The sequence below is a fragment of the Roseibium sp. RP-7 genome (assembly GCF_053005225.1).
In genome coordinates, this window is record NZ_JBRKQA010000001.1 from 1840411 (window position 1) to 1858102 (window position 17692).

Annotated in this window: 17 protein-coding genes; 16 read left to right on the forward strand and 1 reads right to left on the reverse strand. The window is 60.2% G+C overall.

The window, feature by feature from the left end:
• Positions 1-11: 11 nt before the first annotated feature.
• Positions 12-1466, forward strand: coding sequence for an aldehyde dehydrogenase family protein (locus ACVDG9_RS08355; RefSeq protein WP_447237727.1), 1455 nt, complete (start codon positions 12-14; stop codon positions 1464-1466).
• A 124-nt stretch (positions 1467-1590) separates the two neighbouring features.
• Positions 1591-2331, forward strand: a complete 741-nt coding sequence (locus tag ACVDG9_RS08360; protein ID WP_022997670.1) for an SDR family oxidoreductase — start codon at positions 1591-1593, stop codon at positions 2329-2331.
• Between the two features lie 22 nt (positions 2332-2353).
• Here ACVDG9_RS08360 and ACVDG9_RS08365 read toward each other — a convergent pair whose 3' ends face one another.
• A complete protein-coding gene (locus tag ACVDG9_RS08365) occupies positions 2354-2524 on the reverse strand; it encodes a hypothetical protein (RefSeq protein ID WP_447238318.1) in 171 nt (56 codons plus the stop codon).
• Here ACVDG9_RS08365 and ACVDG9_RS08370 point away from each other — a divergent pair.
• From ACVDG9_RS08370 to ACVDG9_RS08435, 14 genes are all read left to right on the forward strand, one after another.
• The gene (locus ACVDG9_RS08370; RefSeq protein WP_228866678.1) at positions 2462-2806 is read left to right on the forward strand and encodes a GFA family protein; all 345 of its coding nucleotides are present in this window, start codon (positions 2462-2464) and stop codon (positions 2804-2806) included. The two genes, ACVDG9_RS08365 and ACVDG9_RS08370, sit on opposite strands and share 63 nt — an antisense overlap.
• A 410-nt stretch (positions 2807-3216) precedes the next feature.
• Positions 3217-4137 carry a sugar ABC transporter substrate-binding protein gene (locus ACVDG9_RS08375; RefSeq protein ID WP_022997667.1) on the forward strand — a complete coding sequence of 307 codons (921 nt, stop codon included), beginning with the start codon at positions 3217-3219 and terminating at the stop codon, positions 4135-4137.
• A gap of 77 nt (positions 4138-4214) precedes the next feature.
• The gene (locus ACVDG9_RS08380) at positions 4215-5783 is read left to right on the forward strand and encodes a sugar ABC transporter ATP-binding protein (RefSeq protein ID WP_447237728.1); all 1569 of its coding nucleotides are present in this window, start codon (positions 4215-4217) and stop codon (positions 5781-5783) included.
• Positions 5780-6778 carry an ABC transporter permease gene (locus ACVDG9_RS08385; protein ID WP_055659123.1) on the forward strand — a complete coding sequence of 333 codons (999 nt, stop codon included), beginning with the start codon at positions 5780-5782 and terminating at the stop codon, positions 6776-6778. The genes ACVDG9_RS08380 and ACVDG9_RS08385 overlap by 4 nt, the downstream gene beginning before the upstream one ends.
• Positions 6775-7185, forward strand: a complete 411-nt coding sequence (rbsD, locus tag ACVDG9_RS08390) for a D-ribose pyranase (RefSeq protein WP_296601372.1) — start codon at positions 6775-6777, stop codon at positions 7183-7185. Before ACVDG9_RS08385 ends, rbsD begins: the two co-directional genes overlap by 4 nt.
• Positions 7182-8108, forward strand: a complete 927-nt coding sequence (gene rbsK, locus ACVDG9_RS08395) for a ribokinase (RefSeq protein WP_447237729.1) — start codon at positions 7182-7184, stop codon at positions 8106-8108. The genes rbsD and rbsK overlap by 4 nt, the downstream gene beginning before the upstream one ends.
• Positions 8109-8188: 80 nt before the next feature.
• Positions 8189-9178, forward strand: a complete 990-nt coding sequence (locus ACVDG9_RS08400; protein ID WP_075284489.1) for a LacI family DNA-binding transcriptional regulator — start codon at positions 8189-8191, stop codon at positions 9176-9178.
• Between the two features lie 151 nt (positions 9179-9329).
• A complete protein-coding gene (locus tag ACVDG9_RS08405; protein ID WP_447237730.1) occupies positions 9330-11624 on the forward strand; it encodes a bifunctional salicylyl-CoA 5-hydroxylase/oxidoreductase in 2295 nt (764 codons plus the stop codon).
• On the forward strand, positions 11621-12364 hold the full coding sequence (locus ACVDG9_RS08410) for an SDR family NAD(P)-dependent oxidoreductase (protein WP_447237731.1): 744 nt from the start codon (positions 11621-11623) through the stop codon (positions 12362-12364). The genes ACVDG9_RS08405 and ACVDG9_RS08410 overlap by 4 nt, the downstream gene beginning before the upstream one ends.
• The gene (locus ACVDG9_RS08415; RefSeq protein WP_447237732.1) at positions 12364-12846 is read left to right on the forward strand and encodes a MarR family winged helix-turn-helix transcriptional regulator; all 483 of its coding nucleotides are present in this window, start codon (positions 12364-12366) and stop codon (positions 12844-12846) included. Before ACVDG9_RS08410 ends, ACVDG9_RS08415 begins: the two co-directional genes overlap by 1 nt.
• Positions 12836-13636: an enoyl-CoA hydratase family protein gene (locus ACVDG9_RS08420; RefSeq protein ID WP_075284482.1), complete on the forward strand. Its 801-nt coding sequence runs from the start codon at positions 12836-12838 to the stop codon at positions 13634-13636. Before ACVDG9_RS08415 ends, ACVDG9_RS08420 begins: the two co-directional genes overlap by 11 nt.
• On the forward strand, positions 13636-14790 hold the full coding sequence (locus ACVDG9_RS08425; protein WP_152511336.1) for an acyl-CoA dehydrogenase family protein: 1155 nt from the start codon (positions 13636-13638) through the stop codon (positions 14788-14790). The genes ACVDG9_RS08420 and ACVDG9_RS08425 overlap by 1 nt, the downstream gene beginning before the upstream one ends.
• A gap of 3 nt (positions 14791-14793) precedes the next feature.
• A complete protein-coding gene (locus tag ACVDG9_RS08430; RefSeq protein WP_209168905.1) occupies positions 14794-16413 on the forward strand; it encodes an AMP-binding protein in 1620 nt (539 codons plus the stop codon).
• 137 nt (positions 16414-16550) lie between these two features.
• Complete coding sequence (locus tag ACVDG9_RS08435; protein WP_447237733.1) at positions 16551-17687, forward strand: ABC transporter substrate-binding protein; 1137 nt, start codon at positions 16551-16553, stop codon at positions 17685-17687.
• The last annotated feature ends 5 nt before the right edge of the window (positions 17688-17692 follow it).

Here is a 17692-nt window from a genome sequence, read left to right on the forward strand (position 1 = left end):
GGGAGGAACCCATGACCCAGGAACTGGACCTTTGGTTCGATCCGGCCAAATGCCTGATCGGCGGAAAATGGGTGGAGCCGGCAGGAGGCGGAGAACTGCCGCTCAACGATCCTTCGACCGGGGCACGCATAGGTGCGATTGCCCGTGGCGGAGCGACTGATATCGATGCAGCGGTCGATGCGGCCGAAGCCGCCATGGCAGGCGAATGGGGGCGGACCAACGCCGCCGAGCGCGGCCGGTTCCTGTTTCGCCTGCGCGAGCTGGTGCTGGAAAAGGTCGACCATCTGGCGCGGATCGAATCCATCGACGTCGGCAAGCCGTTGAAACAGGCACGCGCAGACGCTGTCGCTCTTGCCCGCTATCTGGAATTTTATGGTGGGGCTGCAGACAAGCTCCATGGCGAGACAATTCCCTATCTCGATGGGTACACGGTCTACACATTGCGCGAACCGCATGGCGTTACCGGGCATATCGTGCCTTGGAACTACCCGATGCAGATCATCGGCCGGTCAGTTGGCGCGGCGTTGGCAACAGGCAATGCCTGTGTGCTGAAACCGGCGGAAGACGCCTGCCTGACGGCGCTCGCCTTTGCCGATCTCGCCCGCCAGGCCGGTTTGCCTGCCGGTGCGCTGAACGTGGTTCCGGGTCTCGGGTCGGAAGCCGGTGCGGCCTTGACCGCACATCCGCGTGTCCACCACATCTCTTTCACCGGTTCGGTTGCAACCGGTGTTCAGGTGCAGACGGCGGCAGCCCGGAATGTCGTGCCGGTAACGCTGGAGCTCGGCGGCAAGTCGCCTCAGCTTGTGTTCGAGGATGCCGATCTGGATGCTGCCCTGCCATTCCTGGTGAACGCAGGCATCCAGAACGCCGGGCAGACCTGCTCCGCTTCCTCACGCATTCTGGTGCACAGGTCCGTTCTCGATCAGGTGACCGAGCGCATGGCGGCTCGCTATGGGTCGCTGACGGTCGGGCCTGCACTGAACGATCTCGACGTCGGACCGCTGATCTCGGCCAAGCAGAAAGACATCGTCTCCGGTTTTCTGGATCGGGGAGCGGACCTGCAAAAGGTGGCGGAAGGTGTGTTGCAGGACGCACCGGAAGGCGGGAACTACGTCTGCCCGACCCTTTTTGCCGGCGTTTCACCCGGCCACGTGTTGGCACGGGACGAGATTTTCGGCCCGGTGCAGGTGATCATTCCCTTTGACGACGAGGAAGAAGCAATCTCGATTGCCAATGGCACGGACTATGGCCTTGTCGCGAGCCTGTGGACCCGCGACGGTGCCCGCCAGATGCGGCTCGCCAAAAAGATCCGGACCGGCCAGGTTTTCATCAACAACTACGGTGCCGGTGGCGGTGTCGAGTTGCCGTTCGGCGGTATGGGCAAGTCCGGTCACGGCCGGGAAAAGGGATTCGAGGCGCTTTACGGCTTCACCACGCTGAAGACCGTTGCGGCGTTTCACGGGTGAACGCCCGGTCGCTCAATTCGATGCGCGTACAAAGAACAATTGAATGTAGCTCCCCGATCCCGGCTCGCGCTTCGCTCAGCCGGGATGACGCTGGAGAGCAAGGAACCAAGATCGGGAGGTTTGCATGAGACTTGAAGGAAAGAAGGCGATTGTCACGGGTGGGGCCTCGGGCTTTGGTGCCGGCATCGTGCGCAAGTTCGCAGCAGAAGGCGCAAAGGTTATGGTCGCCGACCTGAACCTGGACCTTGCAGAGGAAATTGCCGCGGAAGTTGGCGGACTGGCCATCAAGACGGATGTCTCCAGCAATGACAGCGTCAGCCACTTGGCCGATGTTGCCTCCTCGCTGCTCGGCGGGGTCGATATCCTGGTCAACAATGCCGGTATCACGCATCTGCCCAAACTGATGCAGGACGTCACGGAAGAAGAGTTCGACCGGGTCCTCGCGGTCAATTGCAAGTCGGTCTATCTGACCGCGAAGCACTTCGTCCCGGCCATGACGGAAGCCGGCAAGGGGGCGATCCTGAATGTGGCGTCCACCGCAGGCCTCAGCCCGCGTCCCAGGCTCAACTGGTATAACGCCTCAAAAGGGTGGATGATCACCGCGACAAAGACGATGGCGGTCGAACTCGCCCCGTCGGGCGTACGGGTCAACGCAATTTGCCCGGTGGCCGGCGAAACGCCGCTTCTGAAAAGCTTCATGGGTGAAGACACGCCGGAAATGCGTGCCAAGTTCCTCTCCACCATTCCCATCGGCCGTTTTTCGACACCGGAAGACATGGGCAACGCAGCCTGTTTCCTGTGCTCGGATGAGGCGGGCATGATTACCGGAGTTGCGATGGAAGTTGACGGCGGACGCTGCATCTGAGGATTGATCAGCCTCGGCCGGATCATGTATCGACAGGTCCGAACAGATTTGCGCGACATCCAGACGGCCGAAGGAAGACGAGATCATGAAGCGATACACCGGTGGCTGCCTGTGCGGGAATGTCCGGTTCGTGGCAGAAGGCGAACCGTATCGGGTCGGCCTTTGCCATTGTCTTGACTGTCGCAAGCATCACGGGGCGCTGTTCCACGCCTCTGCTGTCTTTCCGCAGGATGCCGTAAGCCACGAAGGAGAAACGGGCGCGTATCGGGGGCGGTTTTTCTGTCCTCGGTGCGGGTCGTCCGTTTTTTCGCAAACGGGTGATGAAACCGAGGTGCATCTGGGAGCGCTGGACGCACCCGACCAAATGACCCCGACATACGAACTCTGGACCATCCGCCGCGAAGCCTGGCTGCCGGAATTTCCGATTTCCAGACACTACGAGCGCGATCGGGAAAACGAGGGCCGCGAGGAGTAGAGGCTGTCAAACCAGGGCCGCGGGTGCCAAGTGGATGGCGAGTAGGCCCTGCATTGCGCATCACGCCTTCGCGTTCCGGTCGCTGACGCCTCGAAACCTGTAAGACTGCGCGCTCTGTTATCCGGTTTGTGCATCTGCAACAGGTTGTGTCATTGCAGTCAGGCAGGAAGTCAGGGGGCTGGATTCGGCCCCCTTTTTGCTGCGCCATAACGTTCCCGAGTAAATTTTTTCACGTTTAAATTCAGGTGAAAGATCCTGAAATCACTCGCTATTTCTACGCATGAAATGAATGCATTCAAAAAAATGAAACGTTTCATATTGACGTTGTAATTCGGCCGTGCTTTCAATTGTGCAGCCTGATAGCGCCCTTGGAATGGCGTGAGAGGTGCAGCCTTTTTGGGAGGAAAATCATGAAGTTATTGAAAATCGCTGCCGCGGCAGCGACCGGCCTCGCTTTGCTTGGTGGAACCGCTCTTGCCGACGACAAGCCGGTGGTGGGCCTGATCATGAAATCACTGGCCAACGAGTTCTTTCAGAACATGATGGTTGGTGCCGAGGAGCACCAGAAGCGCCGTGGCGACTATGAGCTCAAGGCCGTCGGCATGCAGAACGAGACCGACTTTGAATCCCAGATCAATGCGGTCGAAAACTTCATCACGCAGGGCGTTGACGCCATCGTTGTCGCTCCCGCCGACAGCCGCGCCATGGTCCGTCCGCTGAAAAAGGCGATGGAAGCCGGTATCGTCGTGGTCAACTTCGATGTGGCGCTTGACGAGGAAGCCAAGAAGCAACAGGGCGTAGAACTCGCGTTCGTCGGCCCGGACAACCGGGGCGGTGCCAAGCTTGCCGGTGATGCACTGGGCAAGAAGCTGGGTGAGGGCGCAAAGGTTGTCATCATCGAGGGCAACCCGGGTGCGGACAATGCCACGCAGCGCCGCCTGGGCTTTGAAGACTCTGTTGCCGAGTACAAGCTGGACCTGCTCGACAGCCGGACAGCGCATTGGGAAACCGAAGAAGCCAACCAGGTCTTCGCCACAATGCTGACAGCGCATCCCGACGTTCAGGGCGTGATGGCGGCCAACGACTCCATGGCGATTGGCGTTGTAAAGGCACTGGAAAGCGCCGGCCGCACCGACATTGAAGTCATCGGTTTCGACAATATTCCTGCAGTCGGCCCGATGATCGAAGACGGCCGGATGCTGGCTACCGTCGACCAGTTCGGCACCGACATGGCGGCAAATGCCATCGATATGGCGCTCGATGTCGTTTCGACCGGTGAGCAGCTTCAGGGCTGGGTCAAGACGCCGATCGAATTGGTGACTGCGAAGTAAGCAGTCTCAAGAACGCTCCCGCCCGGTCAGCTTCAGGGCGGGAGCTGTTTATCCATCAAAAAACGACTGGACGCACCATGGCAGCAGCATCGCTTGCCGCAGCGCCCGCCGCTGCACCGGACCGTGCTTTCCTGACGGTCGAGGGTCTGAAAAAGCATTTCGGTGGCGTCAAGGCACTGGACGGGGTCAGTTTCTCCCTGGATGAAGGCGAGGTTCATGCGCTCGTCGGAGAAAACGGCGCCGGCAAATCCACCCTTATCAAGATCCTTTCAGGCGTGTTTCCCTACGACGCGGGTCAGATCGCCCTGGCAGGCGAACCTTACCGCCCCATGAGCCCGCATGACGCCAAGGATCATGGCGTTCAGGTGGTTCATCAGGAATTCAACCTGCTTGAACATCTCACCATCGCCGAAAATATCTCCATAGAACATCTGCCGAAGAACAGCCTCGGTCTGTTGGACCGCAAGGAAATGAACCGGCGCGCGCGCAACGCACTGGATGCAATCGGACTGACGGATGTGGACGTCACCGCTCCAGTCCGCTCTCTCGGAATTGCGCATCGCCAGCTGGTCGAAATTGCCCGGGCGTTGCAGTCGAAAAGCCGGATCCTGATCCTGGACGAGCCGACCGCAACCCTGACGGAACGCGAGACCAGACGCCTGTTTGACATCGTTGCCGGTATCAAGGCGGACGGGGTCACTGTGGTATTCGTCTCGCACCACCTCGATGAGGTGTTTGCCATCTGTGACCGTGTCACCGTGTTTCGAAACGGCAAGACCATTGCGACCGATCTGATCAGCGAGACCACTCCGGAAGGTGTTGTGCAGCGGATGGTGGGGCGCAAGCTTGCCGCCGAACAGGATGAACAGCCCGATGGCCATGCGCTTGGCGCAAGCGCACTGAGGCTGGAAGACCTTCTGACTGTTGCAAATCCCGGGACAAACGGGGTTTCACTTGATCTGCTTTACGGCGAGATTGTCGGGATATCCGGACTTGTCGGGGCAGGGCGTACCGAAATCCTGCGCGGCATCTTCGGGATCGATCCGCTCAAGTCCGGCAAGATCTACCGTGATAGCGTGGAAGTGCGCTTCAAGGGGCCGCGTGATGCCATTGCTGCGGGCATCGGTTTCGTCACCGAAGATCGCAAGGACGAAGGCCTCATTCTGGACATGCCCATTGCTGCCAACATATCGCTGGCCAACATGGGCTTGGTCTCGCGCAAGGGGCTTTTGAAGCTGGCCGAGGAAACGCGCCAGGCCATCGCAAGCGCCGCCCGGTTGACCCTCAAATACGGACGGGCCTCGGATCCTGCCTCGAGCCTTTCCGGCGGCAATCAGCAGAAGGTTGTTCTGGCCAAATGGCTGGCGCGCAATCCGAAGGTGTTGCTGCTCGACGAGCCGACACGCGGTGTGGACGTCGGCGCCAAGGCGGAAATCTACGCCATTCTGAAAGACCTGGCCCGAGAAGGGGTTGCCTTGCTTGTCGTCTCTTCGGAAATGCCGGAGCTGATGACACTGGCCGATCGCATTCTGGTGCTTGCCGAACATGAGATCCAGGGCGAAGTGAAACGACCGGATTTCTCTGAAGAAAACATTCTGAAACTGGCCTACGGGCAAACGCCGAGCGCCGGGGAAAACGACAAATGACAACCGAAACCTTGAGTGAAACGGCCGCCGCCGCACCGAAGTTCTCCATCCGGACGGTGTTGCACAACGCAGGCATCGGCCTGGCTCTGCTGGCGCTGATCGTCTTTTTCTCGCTCTTCACCGAGCACTTTCTGACGCCCAACAACATCACCAACATCCTGACCCAGATCACCATCAACCTTGTGCTGGCCGTCGGCATGACTTTCGTGATCCTGATCGGCGGCATTGATCTGTCTGTCGGCTCGGTGATGGCCTTTGCAGCCGTTGTTGCCGGCAAGGCGATCACCTTGCCCGGCTTTGGCCCGGCTGAGGCGATTGCGCTAGCCGTGGTCGCAGCCACCCTGACCGGCGTCTTCTGCGGCTTTCTCAACGGTGCCATCAGTGCCTACTGGTCGCTGCCGTCCTTCATCATCACGCTCGGTATGCTGAACATTGCCCGCGGCGCAGCGCTGCAGGTTTCCGAGGCACAGACCATCTATTCCTTCCCCTTCGCGTTCGAGGAATTCGGGTCCGCCATGGTCTACGGTGTGCCGGTAGTGTTCCTGGTGGCACTTTTACTGGTGTTCATTGCCTGGTTCGTGCTGAACTTCACGGTCTTCGGCCGTCTGATCTACGGTATCGGCAACAACGAGGAAGCTGTCCGGCTGGCCGGTCATTCGGTGGCTCGCTACAAGATCGCGGCCTTCACCATCTGCGGTCTGACCGCCGGAATTGCCGCGGTCGTCTATATGGCACGCCTCAACATCTCCAGCCCGATTGCCGGCATCGGCTTTGAACTCAATGCCATTGCTGCCGTCATCATCGGCGGCACCAGCCTCAGCGGCGGGCGCGGATCGGTCATCGGGACGCTGCTGGGGGCTTTCATCATCGGTGTCCTCGCCAACGGGCTCATCCTGATCGGCCTCAGCGATTTCATGCGCCAGATGATCACCGGTGTCGTCATCATCGTTGCCGTCATCCTCGACTACTACCGTGCAAAGTACGCATCCAAATGAAACGCACAGCCCTTTTGAACCGCCACCTGAGTTTGCTTGTTGCTTCTCTCGGGCACCTGGACGAAATCGTTGTTGCCGATGCCGGTCTGCCTGTCCCGGCCGGTGTGAAGGTGATCGACCTTGCCGTCACTGCAGGGGTGCCGAGCTTTCGCGAACTGCTGACCGCACTGAAGTCCGAACTCGTCATTGAAGGTGCCGTCTGGGCAGAGGAGGCATCTGCGGAACTGACCTCGTTGATGCAGCATGAAGTGGCTTCCTGGGCGGAGGAGACGGGTAAGGCGATTACCGTTTCAAGGCTTACGCACGAGGCTTTCAAGCACCGGACGCAAACGGCCAGGGCCGTGATCCGCACCGGCGAGGTGACCCCCTACGCCAACATCATTCTCATCAGCGGAGTTGCGTTTTGACGTCCGTTACCGTTGTCGGCAGCATCAATATCGATCTCACCAGCTATCTCGACCGCTGGCCGAAAATTGGCGAGACGATTTCCGTTCGCGAAACCGTCACCTCGCTGGGTGGGAAGGGGGCCAACCAGGCTGTCGCTGCCGCCCGTCTGGGAGCCAGTGTCAACTTCATCGGTGCCGTCGGCAAAGATGGCTTTGGCGCGGAAGCCGCCGCAGCCCTCAGGCCAGAAGGGGTTGCGATCCTTCTGGAGGAAATGACCAACACCGCAACCGGTCTTGCCTTCATTGATGTCGGCCCTGACGGGCAGAACATTATCCGTCTCTCCGCTGGTGCAAATGGCAGGCTGTCGCCGGAAAATGTCTCGAAATATGCAGATATCCTCCACAAGAGCCGCGTCCTGCTTCTGCAGAACGAGATCGGTCTGGAAACATCGCTGGCCGCCGCGCGGATTGCCCGTGAGGCGGGTGCGCTGGTCATCATGGATCCGGCACCCGCGCCGAACCCTGCCTGGCCCGCTGAAGTTCTGTCCAGCTTTGATATCCTGACGCCAAATGCGGGTGAGGCGGGCGGCCTGTTGGGAACAGAACCGCAAACACTGGCCGATGCGCGCGAGGCGGCAGGTGCGTTGCGCAGCTTGGGCTTGCGCGGGGCCGTCGTCACCATGGGGGCAGACGGAGTTGCCTGGTCAATCGACGGCAGTACCGGCGCCTTGCCTGCGCCCAGGGTTCGCAGCATCGATACGGTTGCCGCCGGTGACTGTTTCAACGGTGCTTTTGCAGCAAGAATAGCCTCGGGCAAGTCGATTGAGGATGCAATTTCGTTCGCCATGCAGGCGGCGGCCCTGGCAACAACCCGCAAGGGAGCGGCAACATCGTTGCCACGTCTGGACGAGATGGAGGCTTTCCCCGCCCAACGCATTGCCTGAATGCATTCATTTGCTTGATCAGATCACCGAGGAATGGTTCAAGGGGGGCATCGCCTGGGGCGCGGGGAGAAACGCAAAACATGCCAACAATCAAAGACGTCGCACGCAAAGCGGGTGTGTCCGTTGGTACTGTCTCCCGCGTTCTGTCCAAAAACGAGTCGGTCAAGCAGCCCCTGAAGGAGCGCGTGCTCGCGGCTATGAAGGAGCTGGACTACAAGCCCAACCTGGCTGCCAGGGCTTTGCGCACCAACAGCATCGACGTGATCGGCCTCGTGGTGCCGGATATCACCAACCCTTTCTTTTCCCAGCTCGCCAAGAATATCGAAATGGAAGCCGCCAAGCGGGGCCACTCCGTGATGCTCGCAAATTCCCATGACGACGCGGAAGCCGAACAGACCCAGATCGCGGCATTGCTGGACAGGGCCGTGTGCGGGGTCATCGTGGTGGCAACCTCCGACGGTGGCCAGACACACAAGGCCGACGTGCCGATCGTTTCGCTCGACCGCCGTTTCGGTCCCTATCCGCTGGTCGCAACTGACCATTTCGACGGCTCGGCGAAGATCGCCGATCACCTCGTCGGCCTGGGCCATCGCCGCATCGCCTATATCGCCGGCCCGCAGTCCATGGAAGTGGCCCGCCAGCGGCGGGAGGGCTTTGTTGCCCGGATTAAAGCCCTGTCAACGCCGGAAGATCCGATCACGCTTACTGTCCACGAAGGTCATTTCGATTACGACAGCGGCGAAGACATCGGCCGGTCAATCCTGAAAGACGCTTCCCAGGAGACGCGCCCGACAGCCATTGCCGCCGCAAGTGACCAGCAGGCCATCGGCGTCCTGCGCTGCGCTCGCGATCTGAAGATCGCCATTCCGGCGGATCTTTCCGTCACCGGCTTCGATGATATTGCACTGGCAGCTCTCGTGGTCCCGCGTCTCACCACCTTGCGTCAGCCCATTGAACAGCTGGCCGGGTCAGCGGTTGCAAGGATCTTTGCCGGGGAGGCTGCGGCCGACGAAGCGATTGCCGGGGAGATTGTGGTGCGGGAATCGACTGGCAATATCCCGAATTCCTGAGACGCATTGAACGGTTCCGGACCTGTATCCAGCCTGACATAAAAGACGATTTGCAGATCGATACCGTCATTTATTTCAAGCTTGAAATTTTAGGCTTGAAATAAATATCTCCCTGTGGTTCGCTGAGCATACCACAGCAGGGGAGGTTCGTATGCGGATTGCTTGTCTGGGCGGGGGGCCTGCCGGTCTCTATTTCGCCATCTCGATGAAACTGCGAGACCCATCCCACGAGATCGACGTGATCGAGCGCAACCGCGCCGACGATACGTTCGGTTGGGGCGTGGTGCTCTCCGATGAGACCCTTCAGAACCTTGCGGTGAACGACGCCGTCAGCGCCAAGGCCATCGGCGAGAATTTCGCTTATTGGGACGACATTGCCCTTCACATGCGTGGAGAGCGTCTCGTCTCCACCGGGCATGGTTTCTGCGGTATCGGTCGCATGAAATTGCTGCTGCTCCTCCAGGAGCGCGCCCGCGAGCTCGGCATCAACCTGAAGTTCGAAACCGAAGTCGACAGCGCCGAGGATTATCGCAAGGACTACGATCTCGTGGTGGCCAGCGACGGTCTGAATTCCAAGACCCGCACGCTCTATCAGGACACGTTCAAACCCGACATCGATCAGCGCCTGTGCCAGTTCGTCTGGCTCGGCACGCATCAGAAATTTGCCGATGCCTTCACCTTCATCTTCGAGGAAACCGAACACGGCTGGGTCTGGGCGCACGCCTACCAGTTCGATGATGAAACGGCGACCTTCATCGTGGAGTGCACGCAGGAAACCTTTGATGCTTTCGGCTTTGGCGAAATGAGCCAGGAAGACAGCATCCGGACCTGCGAGGAAATCTTCAAGGATCACCTTGGCGGCCATCCGCTGATGACCAACGCCAAGCATATCCGGGGCTCTGCCTGGATCCGCTTCCCGCGTGTCTTGTGCGAGAAGTGGAGCCACGAGAATGTGGTTCTGCTCGGCGATGCTGCCGCAACGGCGCATTTTTCCATCGGTTCCGGTACCAAGCTTGCCTTTGAATCGGCAATTGCGCTCGCGGAATACCTGCACACCGAAGCGGATATGGCCGCTGCTTTCAAGCGCTACGAGGAAGACCGGCGCCTGGAGGTGCTGCGTCTGCAGTCCGCAGCGCGCAATTCGCTGGAATGGTTCGAACACGTCGAGCGTTATCTCCATCTCGACCCGGTCCAGTTCAACTATTCCATGCTGACCCGTTCCCAGCGCATAAGTCACGAAAACCTGCGTCTGCGGGATCCGAAATGGCTGGAATCTGCCGAGCGCTGGTTCATGAACCAGGCCGGCGTTTCCCCGAATTCTCCCGTGCGCGCACCCATGTTCACGCCGTTCAAACTGCGCGAGATGGAGTTGAAGAACCGCATCGTCGTCTCGCCGATGGCGCAGTACAAGGCCGTTGATGGTTCGCCGACCGACTGGCACATGGTCCATTACGCCGAGCGTGCCAAGGGCGGGGCAGGTCTCGTCTTTGTCGAAATGACCTGCGTCAGTGCCGAGGGTCGGATCACGCCAGGCTGTCCGGGGCTCTATGCGCCTGAACACGAGGCGGCCTGGAAACGGTTGACCGATTTCGTGCATGCCGAAACAGATGCCAAGATCTGTTGCCAGATCGGCCATTCCGGCCGCAAGGGGTCCACGCGGATCGGCTGGGAAGGCATGGACAAGCCGCTTCACGACGGCAACTGGGAGCTTGTTTCCGCGTCCGCGATCCCCTGGTCCGACGGCAATGCCGTGCCGCGCGAGATCACACTTGCCGAGATGGATGCGATCAAGGCGGAGTTCGTTGCCGCAGCCGAAATGGCTGAGCGCGCCGGCTTCGACATGATCGAGCTTCATGCGGCTCACGGCTATCTGCTGTCGTCTTTCATTTCGCCGGTGTCCAACGCACGGAACGACGAATACGGCGGGTCATTGGATAACCGCATGCGCTGGCCATTGGAGGTCTTCAACGCCGTGCGCGCTGTCTGGCCTGATCACAAGCCGATGTCTGTTCGAATTTCTGCCTGCGACTGGGTGGGCGAGGAAGGCATCACGCCGGACGACGCGGTCGAGATAGCGCGCCGCTTCCGTGATGCCGGCGTCGATCTGGTCGACGTCTCCGCAGGTCAGACAACCCCGAAGGCGCGTCCGGTCTATGGCCGCATGTTCCAGACGCCGTTCTCAGACCGTATCCGCAACGAGGGCGGGCTGCCGACCATGGCTGTCGGCAACATCTACGAGGCAGACCACGCCAACTCGATCCTTATGGCGGGCCGGGCGGATCTTGTTGCCGTCGGCCGTCCGCATCTGGCGGATCCGTATTGGACGCTGCATGAAGCAGCCAAGATCGGTGACCGGAACGCCACCGACTGGCCGTTGCCATATCTCGCGGGCCGCGACCAGATGTGGCGTCTGGCCGATCGGGAAGCGGAGATGTTGAAGGTATGAGTGTCGCTTGCCGCCATGTCCTTGTTACCGGTGGCGGCAGTGGCGTCGGTGCCGCCTGTGCCCACCTCTTCGCTGAAAAAGGCGCAAAGGTCACCATTCTCGGCAGGACGGAAGCAAGCCTTGCCGAACAGAAGCTGCCGTACCAGGTATGCGATGTAACCGATGCGCAGGCTGTCCAGGCAGCCGTTGCTGCCGCGCGGACGGTCAATGGTCCGGTTGATGTCGTGGTCGCCAACGCAGGCGCTGCCAGCAGCAAACCCTTTGCCCGCACCACCGCGGAAGACTTTCAGGCCATGCTGGCGGTCAATCTCTTCGGTGTGTCGAATGTCTGGCAGGCTGTTTTGCCGGACATGAAGGCGAGCGGCTGGGGCAGGATGATCGCAATTGCCTCCACCGCCGGTCTGCGTGGCTATCCCTATGTTAGTGCTTATAGCGCCGCCAAACATGCCGTCGTCGGGCTGACGCGCTCACTGGCGCGGGAACTGGCCAGAACCGGCATCACCGTCAATGCGATTTGCCCCGGCTTCATCGAGACACCGATGCTGCATCGCTCCATCGACACGATTGTCGAAAAGACCGGCATGAGCCGGGAAGCCGCGGCTGACAGCCTGAAAGCGGACAATCCACAAGGACGCTTCATCCAGGTGTCGGAAGTGGCCGAAGCTGCGCTTTATCTGTGTTCTGATGGCGCGGTGTCCATCAACGGTCACGCGCTGACACTTTCGGGAGGAGAGCTGTGATGGCGGAAACCGCAGCGAAACAGGAAGCCCTGTCCAAGACGCGTTTGCGCCTGTGGCTGAAGCTGTTGAAATCCGTCAATGGCATTGAAGCCGAGATCCGCCGGAACCTGCGTGACCAGCATGGCACGACGCTGCCGCGGTTCGACGTCATGTCGGCGCTCGCCCGCTTTCCCGACGGATTGAAAATGTCGGAATTGTCCACGTTCCTGAAGGTGTCGAACGGCAATGTCACCGGCATTGTCGACAAGCTGACCGAGGAAGGTCTGGCCCTGCGTGTCGCCGTTCCAGGTGACCGGCGAGCCCAGGTGGCCCGGCTGACGCCGAAGGGCAGATCCGCCTTCGAGGAACTTGCAACCCATCACGAAACCTGGATCGACGAACTGCTGGACGGCTGGTCGGCGGAAGATATCGCGGCGCTTTCGAGCCGCCTCGATCTGGTCCTGAAACGTCAAAGCCAAGAGGAGAGCGGCAATGCGAAGTGACGTGACGCATTTCAAGTGTGAGATCGCGAACGGCATTGCGCGGATCGCGCTCGACCGCCCTGAACGCAAGAACCCGCTGACGTTCGAAAGCTACGCCGAGCTGCGCGACTGGTTCAGGGATCTCGTTTATTCGGACGATGTCCATGCAGTGGTGATCCTGCCGAACGGCGGCAACTTCAGCTCCGGTGGCGACGTGCATGATATCATCGGCCCGCTGACGAAGATGAACATGAAGGAACTTCTGGCCTTCACCCGCATGACCGGTGATCTGGTGAAAGCCATGCTCAACTGCGGCAAGCCGATCATATCCGCGGTCGACGGCATTTGCGCCGGTGCTGGTGCCATCATGGCCATGGCGTCCGATCTGCGCGTTGCGACACCGGAGGCCAAGGTTGCCTTCCTGTTCAACAAGGTCGGCCTTGCCGGCTGCGACATGGGGGCTTGCGCGATCCTGCCACGTATCATCGGGCAGGGCCGTGCGGCGGAACTGCTTTATCTCGGCCGCTCGATGAAGGCCGAGGAAGGTCATGCGTGGGGGTTCTTCAACGCGGTGGTGCCGGCGGGTGAGCTGGACCAGACGGCCATGGACATGGCCGGCCGTATTGTTGCCGGACCGACCTTCTCCAACTCCATGACCAAGACCATGCTGGCGCAGGAGTGGTCCATGGGCCTGGATCAGGCCATCGAGGCGGAAGCCCAGGCGCAAGCAATCTGTATGCAGGGCAACGACTTCCGCCGGGCTTACGAAGCCTTCGTGAAAAAAGAAAAGCCGGTGTTCGAGGGCGACTGATGTCGGATAAATCTTTCCTCCACTGGCCGTTCTTCGAAGAAAAGCACTGGCGTCTCGCTGAAGAACTGGAGATCTGGGCAGGATCGCATCTGGCTCATGTTGACCATTCGGACACGGACGCAGCCTGCCGTCATCTGGTGACAGCGCTCGGCGATGCAGGCTTCCTGCAGCACAGCGGTGCCCCGGACGGCAAGCTGGATGTGCGCAGCCTCTGCCTCATTCGCGAAACGCTGGCCCGTCATGACGGCCTGGCGGATTTCGCCTTTGCCATGCAAGGCCTCGGAACCGGTGCAATTTCCCTGTTCGGAACGGACGAGCAGAAAGCCGAATGGCTTCCGCAGACGCGCACCGGCAAGGCAATCTCCGCCTTCGCGTTGACCGAACCTCAGTCCGGTTCCGACGTTGCCAATTCGACCATGACCGCCACCGACGATGGTGATGCCTATGTGCTCGACGGTGAAAAGACCTGGATTTCCAACGGTGGTATCGCCGACGTCTACACGCTTTTTGCAAGAACCGGCGAAGCACCCGGCGCAAAGGGTTTGTCGGCCTTCATCGTGACCCCTGACCTTGAAGGTTTCGAGGTTGTCGAACGCCTGGAAACAATTGCGCCCCATCCGCTTGCCACACTGCGTTTCACCGGCTGCCGCATTCCGAAAAAAAACATGATCGGCACGCCGGGCGCGGGGTTCAGGATTGCGATGTCTGTCCTGGACATTTTCCGCTCGACGGTTGCCGCCGCCGCCCTGGGCTTTGCCCGCCGGGCGCTGGATGAAGCGCTTTCACGGGTGACGACACGCGAAATCCAGGGTTCGCCGCTGTTCGATCTGCAGCTGGTGCAGGGGCATATCGCGGACATGGCGCTGGATGTCGATGCCGCAGCCCTGCTGATTTACCGTGCCGCCTGGACCAAGGACAGCGGCGCCCCCCGCGTGACGCGGGAAGCGGCCATGGCAAAACTCTTTGCCACCGACCAGGCACAGAAGGTCATCGACAAGGCCGTGCAGCTTCACGGTGGCGATGGTGTTCGCTCGGGCATGCAGGTCGAAAAGCTCTATCGAGAAATCCGTGCCTTGCGCATCTACGAGGGTGCGTCGGACGTTCAGAAGATCATCATCGCGCGCCAGACCCTTGGCGCCTTTCAGGGAGACTGATCCATGCTTGGTCCCTCCGCACACGTCGATACCTTTACCCGGGACAACCTGCCGCCGGAAGACAGCTGGCCCGATTTCCTGCTCGATGGGTTTCAGTATCCCGAACGTCTCAATGCAGGCGTTGAGCTTACTGACAGGATGGTGGAACAGGGACTGGGGGATCACACCGCTCTGATCGGGAATGGCCGCCGCCGAACCTACAAGGAACTTGCGGACTGGACCAACCGGCTGGCGCATGCACTCACCGAAGATCTTGGTGTGAAGCCGGGCAACCGGGTGCTTATCCGTTCCGCCAACAACCCGGCAATGGTCGCCTGCTGGCTCGCCGCAACCAAGGCCGGTGCCGTTGTCGTCAACACGATGCCCATGCTGCGCGCGGGCGAACTTTCCAAGATCGTCGACAAGGCGGAAATCGAGTTCGCACTGTGCGACACGCGTCTCATGGACGAGATGGTCGCCTGTGCCAAGACATCATCCTTCCTGAAGAAGGTGATCGGCTTCGACGGCACGTCGAACCATGATGCGGAGCTGGACCGGCTCGCGCTGGAAAAATCCGTGCTCTATGACGCTGTCCCGACCGGACGCGATGACGTCGCCCTGCTGGGCTTCACGTCCGGCTCCACTGGCACGCCCAAGGCCACGATGCACTTCCACCGGGATTTGCTGATCATTGCCGACGGCTATGCCAAGGAAGTTCTGGGTGTCACACCGGACGATGTCTTCGTCGGCTCACCACCCTTGGCCTTCACTTTCGGACTTGGGGGGCTTGCAATCTTCCCGCTGCGGTTCGGCGCAGCAGCCACGCTACTGGAAAGCGCGACGCCGCCGAACATGATCGAGATCATCGAGAAATATAAGGCGACCGTCTGCTTCACTGCACCGACCGCCTATCGCGTGATGCTGCAGGCCATGGAGGAGGGGGCTGACCTTTCCTCGCTGCGCGCCGCGGTCTCCGCCGGTGAAACTCTACCGGGTCCCGTTTATGACGCCTGGATGGCCAAGACCGGCAAGCCCATGCTGGACGGGATCGGCGCTACGGAGATGTTGCATATCTTCATTTCCAACCGCTTCGACGACCACAAGCCTGCCTGCACCGGAAAACCCGTTTCCGGATACGAAGTCAGGATCCTCGATCAGGACGGCAAGGACGTCGCTCCCGGTGAAGTGGGGCGTCTTGCAGTGCGCGGTCCCACCGGATGTCGCTATCTGGCGGATGATCGCCAAGGGCAGTACGTGGTGGATGGCTGGAACATCACCGGTGACAGCTTTTCCATGAGCGAGGACGGCCATCTGCACTTTGCCGCCCGCAATGACGACATGATCATCTCCGCCGGCTACAACATTGCAGGCCCGGAAGTGGAGGCGGCACTGCTTGCGCACCCTGCTGTCCAGGAATGTGCCGTCATCGGTGCGCCGGATGAGGAGCGCGGCTCCATCGTGCAGGCCCATGTGGTTCTTGCTGCTGGGCACGAAGCCTCAGACGACCTTTCCAAGGCATTGAAAGATCACGTTAAAGCGACGATTGCGCCGTACAAGTATCCACGCTCGATCATCTTTGCAGACGCCTTGCCGAAAACTGAAACCGGCAAGATCCAGCGCTTCCGGCTGCGTCCGGACGCCTGACCAGACCCTCGCGTGGGGCACGCGGGACACTAAAAAGACAAGCCCCTTGCTGACCGTGCCGCAATAACGAAGCACGGCGGTCCAAACTAAAAAAAACGAATGGGAATAGCAGGTCACAAGACCAAGAGGAGCAGCATATGAAATTTGTAACAATGGCGGCCGCAGCCGCTCTCGCACTCGGCCTTTCCAGCGCCAACGCGGAACCGGTGAAGGTCGGCATGATTACCACTCTGTCTGGTGGTGGTGCAGGCCTTGGCATCGATGTGCGCGATGGCTTCATGCTGGCTGTTAAGCAGGCCGGCAACTCGGATCTGGAAGTGGTGATCGAGGACGATCAGCAGAAGCCGGACATCGCCGTGCAGCTGGCCGACAAGATGATCCAGTCGGAAAAGGTGGACGTCCTGACCGGTATCATCTGGTCGAACCTCGCCATGGCCGTGGTGCCGTCCGCAACCGCGCAGGGCAAGTTCTACCTGTCGCCGAACGCAGGCCCCTCCGCGCTGGCCGGCAAGGGCTGCCACCCGAACTATTTCAACGTCGCCTGGCAGAACGACAACCTGCATGAAGCTGCCGGCGCCTATGCCAATTTCGAAGGCCTGAAGAACAGCTTCCTGCTTGCGCCGAACTACCCGGCCGGCAAGGACGCGCTGACCGGCTACAAGCGCATGTACAAGGGCGAGTTCGCGGGCGAAATCTACACCAAGCTGGGTCAGACCGACTACGCGGCTGAAATCGCGCAGATCCGTGCTTCCGGTGCAGACAGTGTCTATTTCTTCCTGCCGGGCGGCATGGGGATCTCCTTCCTGAAGCAGTACAAGGACTCCGGTGTCGACCTGCCGGTAATCGGACCCGCATTCTCCTTTGATCAGGGCATTCTGCAGGCCGTTGGCGATGCGGCGCTCGGTGTCAAGAACACCAGCCAGTGGAGCAAGGACATCGAGTCCCCGGCCAACAAGGCCTTTGTTGAGAGCTTCCAGGCCGAGTACGGCCGCCTGCCGTCGCTTTACGCTTCGCAGGGCTTCGATACCGCCAATTTGCTCCTGTCGGCCATGGCCAAGGCGGACGTGAAGGATGCTGATGCGTTCCGCGCGGCGCTGGAAGAAGCTGATTTCGCTTCCACTCGTGGTGGCTTCAAGTTCGGTCCGAACCATCACCCGATTCAGGACATCTACGTCCGCGAAGTCATCAAGGAAGGTGACGTCTACACCAACAAGATCATCGGCAAGGCGCTGACCAGCCATGCGGATGCCTACTGGTCCGAGTGCAACATGTAAGGTAT

Coding starts and splice junctions, on each gene's coding strand:
- ACVDG9_RS08355 (WP_447237727.1), top strand. CDS start 12: ATGACCCAGGAACTGGACCTTTGGTTCGATCCGGCCAAATGCCTGATC.
- ACVDG9_RS08360 (WP_022997670.1), top strand. CDS start 1,591: ATGAGACTTGAAGGAAAGAAGGCGATTGTCACGGGTGGGGCCTCGGGC.
- ACVDG9_RS08375 (WP_022997667.1), top strand. CDS start 3,217: ATGAAGTTATTGAAAATCGCTGCCGCGGCAGCGACCGGCCTCGCTTTG.
- ACVDG9_RS08380 (WP_447237728.1), top strand. CDS start 4,215: ATGGCAGCAGCATCGCTTGCCGCAGCGCCCGCCGCTGCACCGGACCGT.
- ACVDG9_RS08385 (WP_055659123.1), top strand. CDS start 5,780: ATGACAACCGAAACCTTGAGTGAAACGGCCGCCGCCGCACCGAAGTTC.
- rbsD (WP_296601372.1), top strand. CDS start 6,775: ATGAAACGCACAGCCCTTTTGAACCGCCACCTGAGTTTGCTTGTTGCT.
- ACVDG9_RS08400 (WP_075284489.1), top strand. CDS start 8,189: ATGCCAACAATCAAAGACGTCGCACGCAAAGCGGGTGTGTCCGTTGGT.
- ACVDG9_RS08405 (WP_447237730.1), top strand. CDS start 9,330: ATGCGGATTGCTTGTCTGGGCGGGGGGCCTGCCGGTCTCTATTTCGCC.
- ACVDG9_RS08410 (WP_447237731.1), top strand. CDS start 11,621: ATGAGTGTCGCTTGCCGCCATGTCCTTGTTACCGGTGGCGGCAGTGGC.
- ACVDG9_RS08415 (WP_447237732.1), top strand. CDS start 12,364: ATGGCGGAAACCGCAGCGAAACAGGAAGCCCTGTCCAAGACGCGTTTG.
- ACVDG9_RS08420 (WP_075284482.1), top strand. CDS start 12,836: ATGCGAAGTGACGTGACGCATTTCAAGTGTGAGATCGCGAACGGCATT.
- ACVDG9_RS08425 (WP_152511336.1), top strand. CDS start 13,636: ATGTCGGATAAATCTTTCCTCCACTGGCCGTTCTTCGAAGAAAAGCAC.
- ACVDG9_RS08430 (WP_209168905.1), top strand. CDS start 14,794: ATGCTTGGTCCCTCCGCACACGTCGATACCTTTACCCGGGACAACCTG.
- ACVDG9_RS08435 (WP_447237733.1), top strand. CDS start 16,551: ATGAAATTTGTAACAATGGCGGCCGCAGCCGCTCTCGCACTCGGCCTT.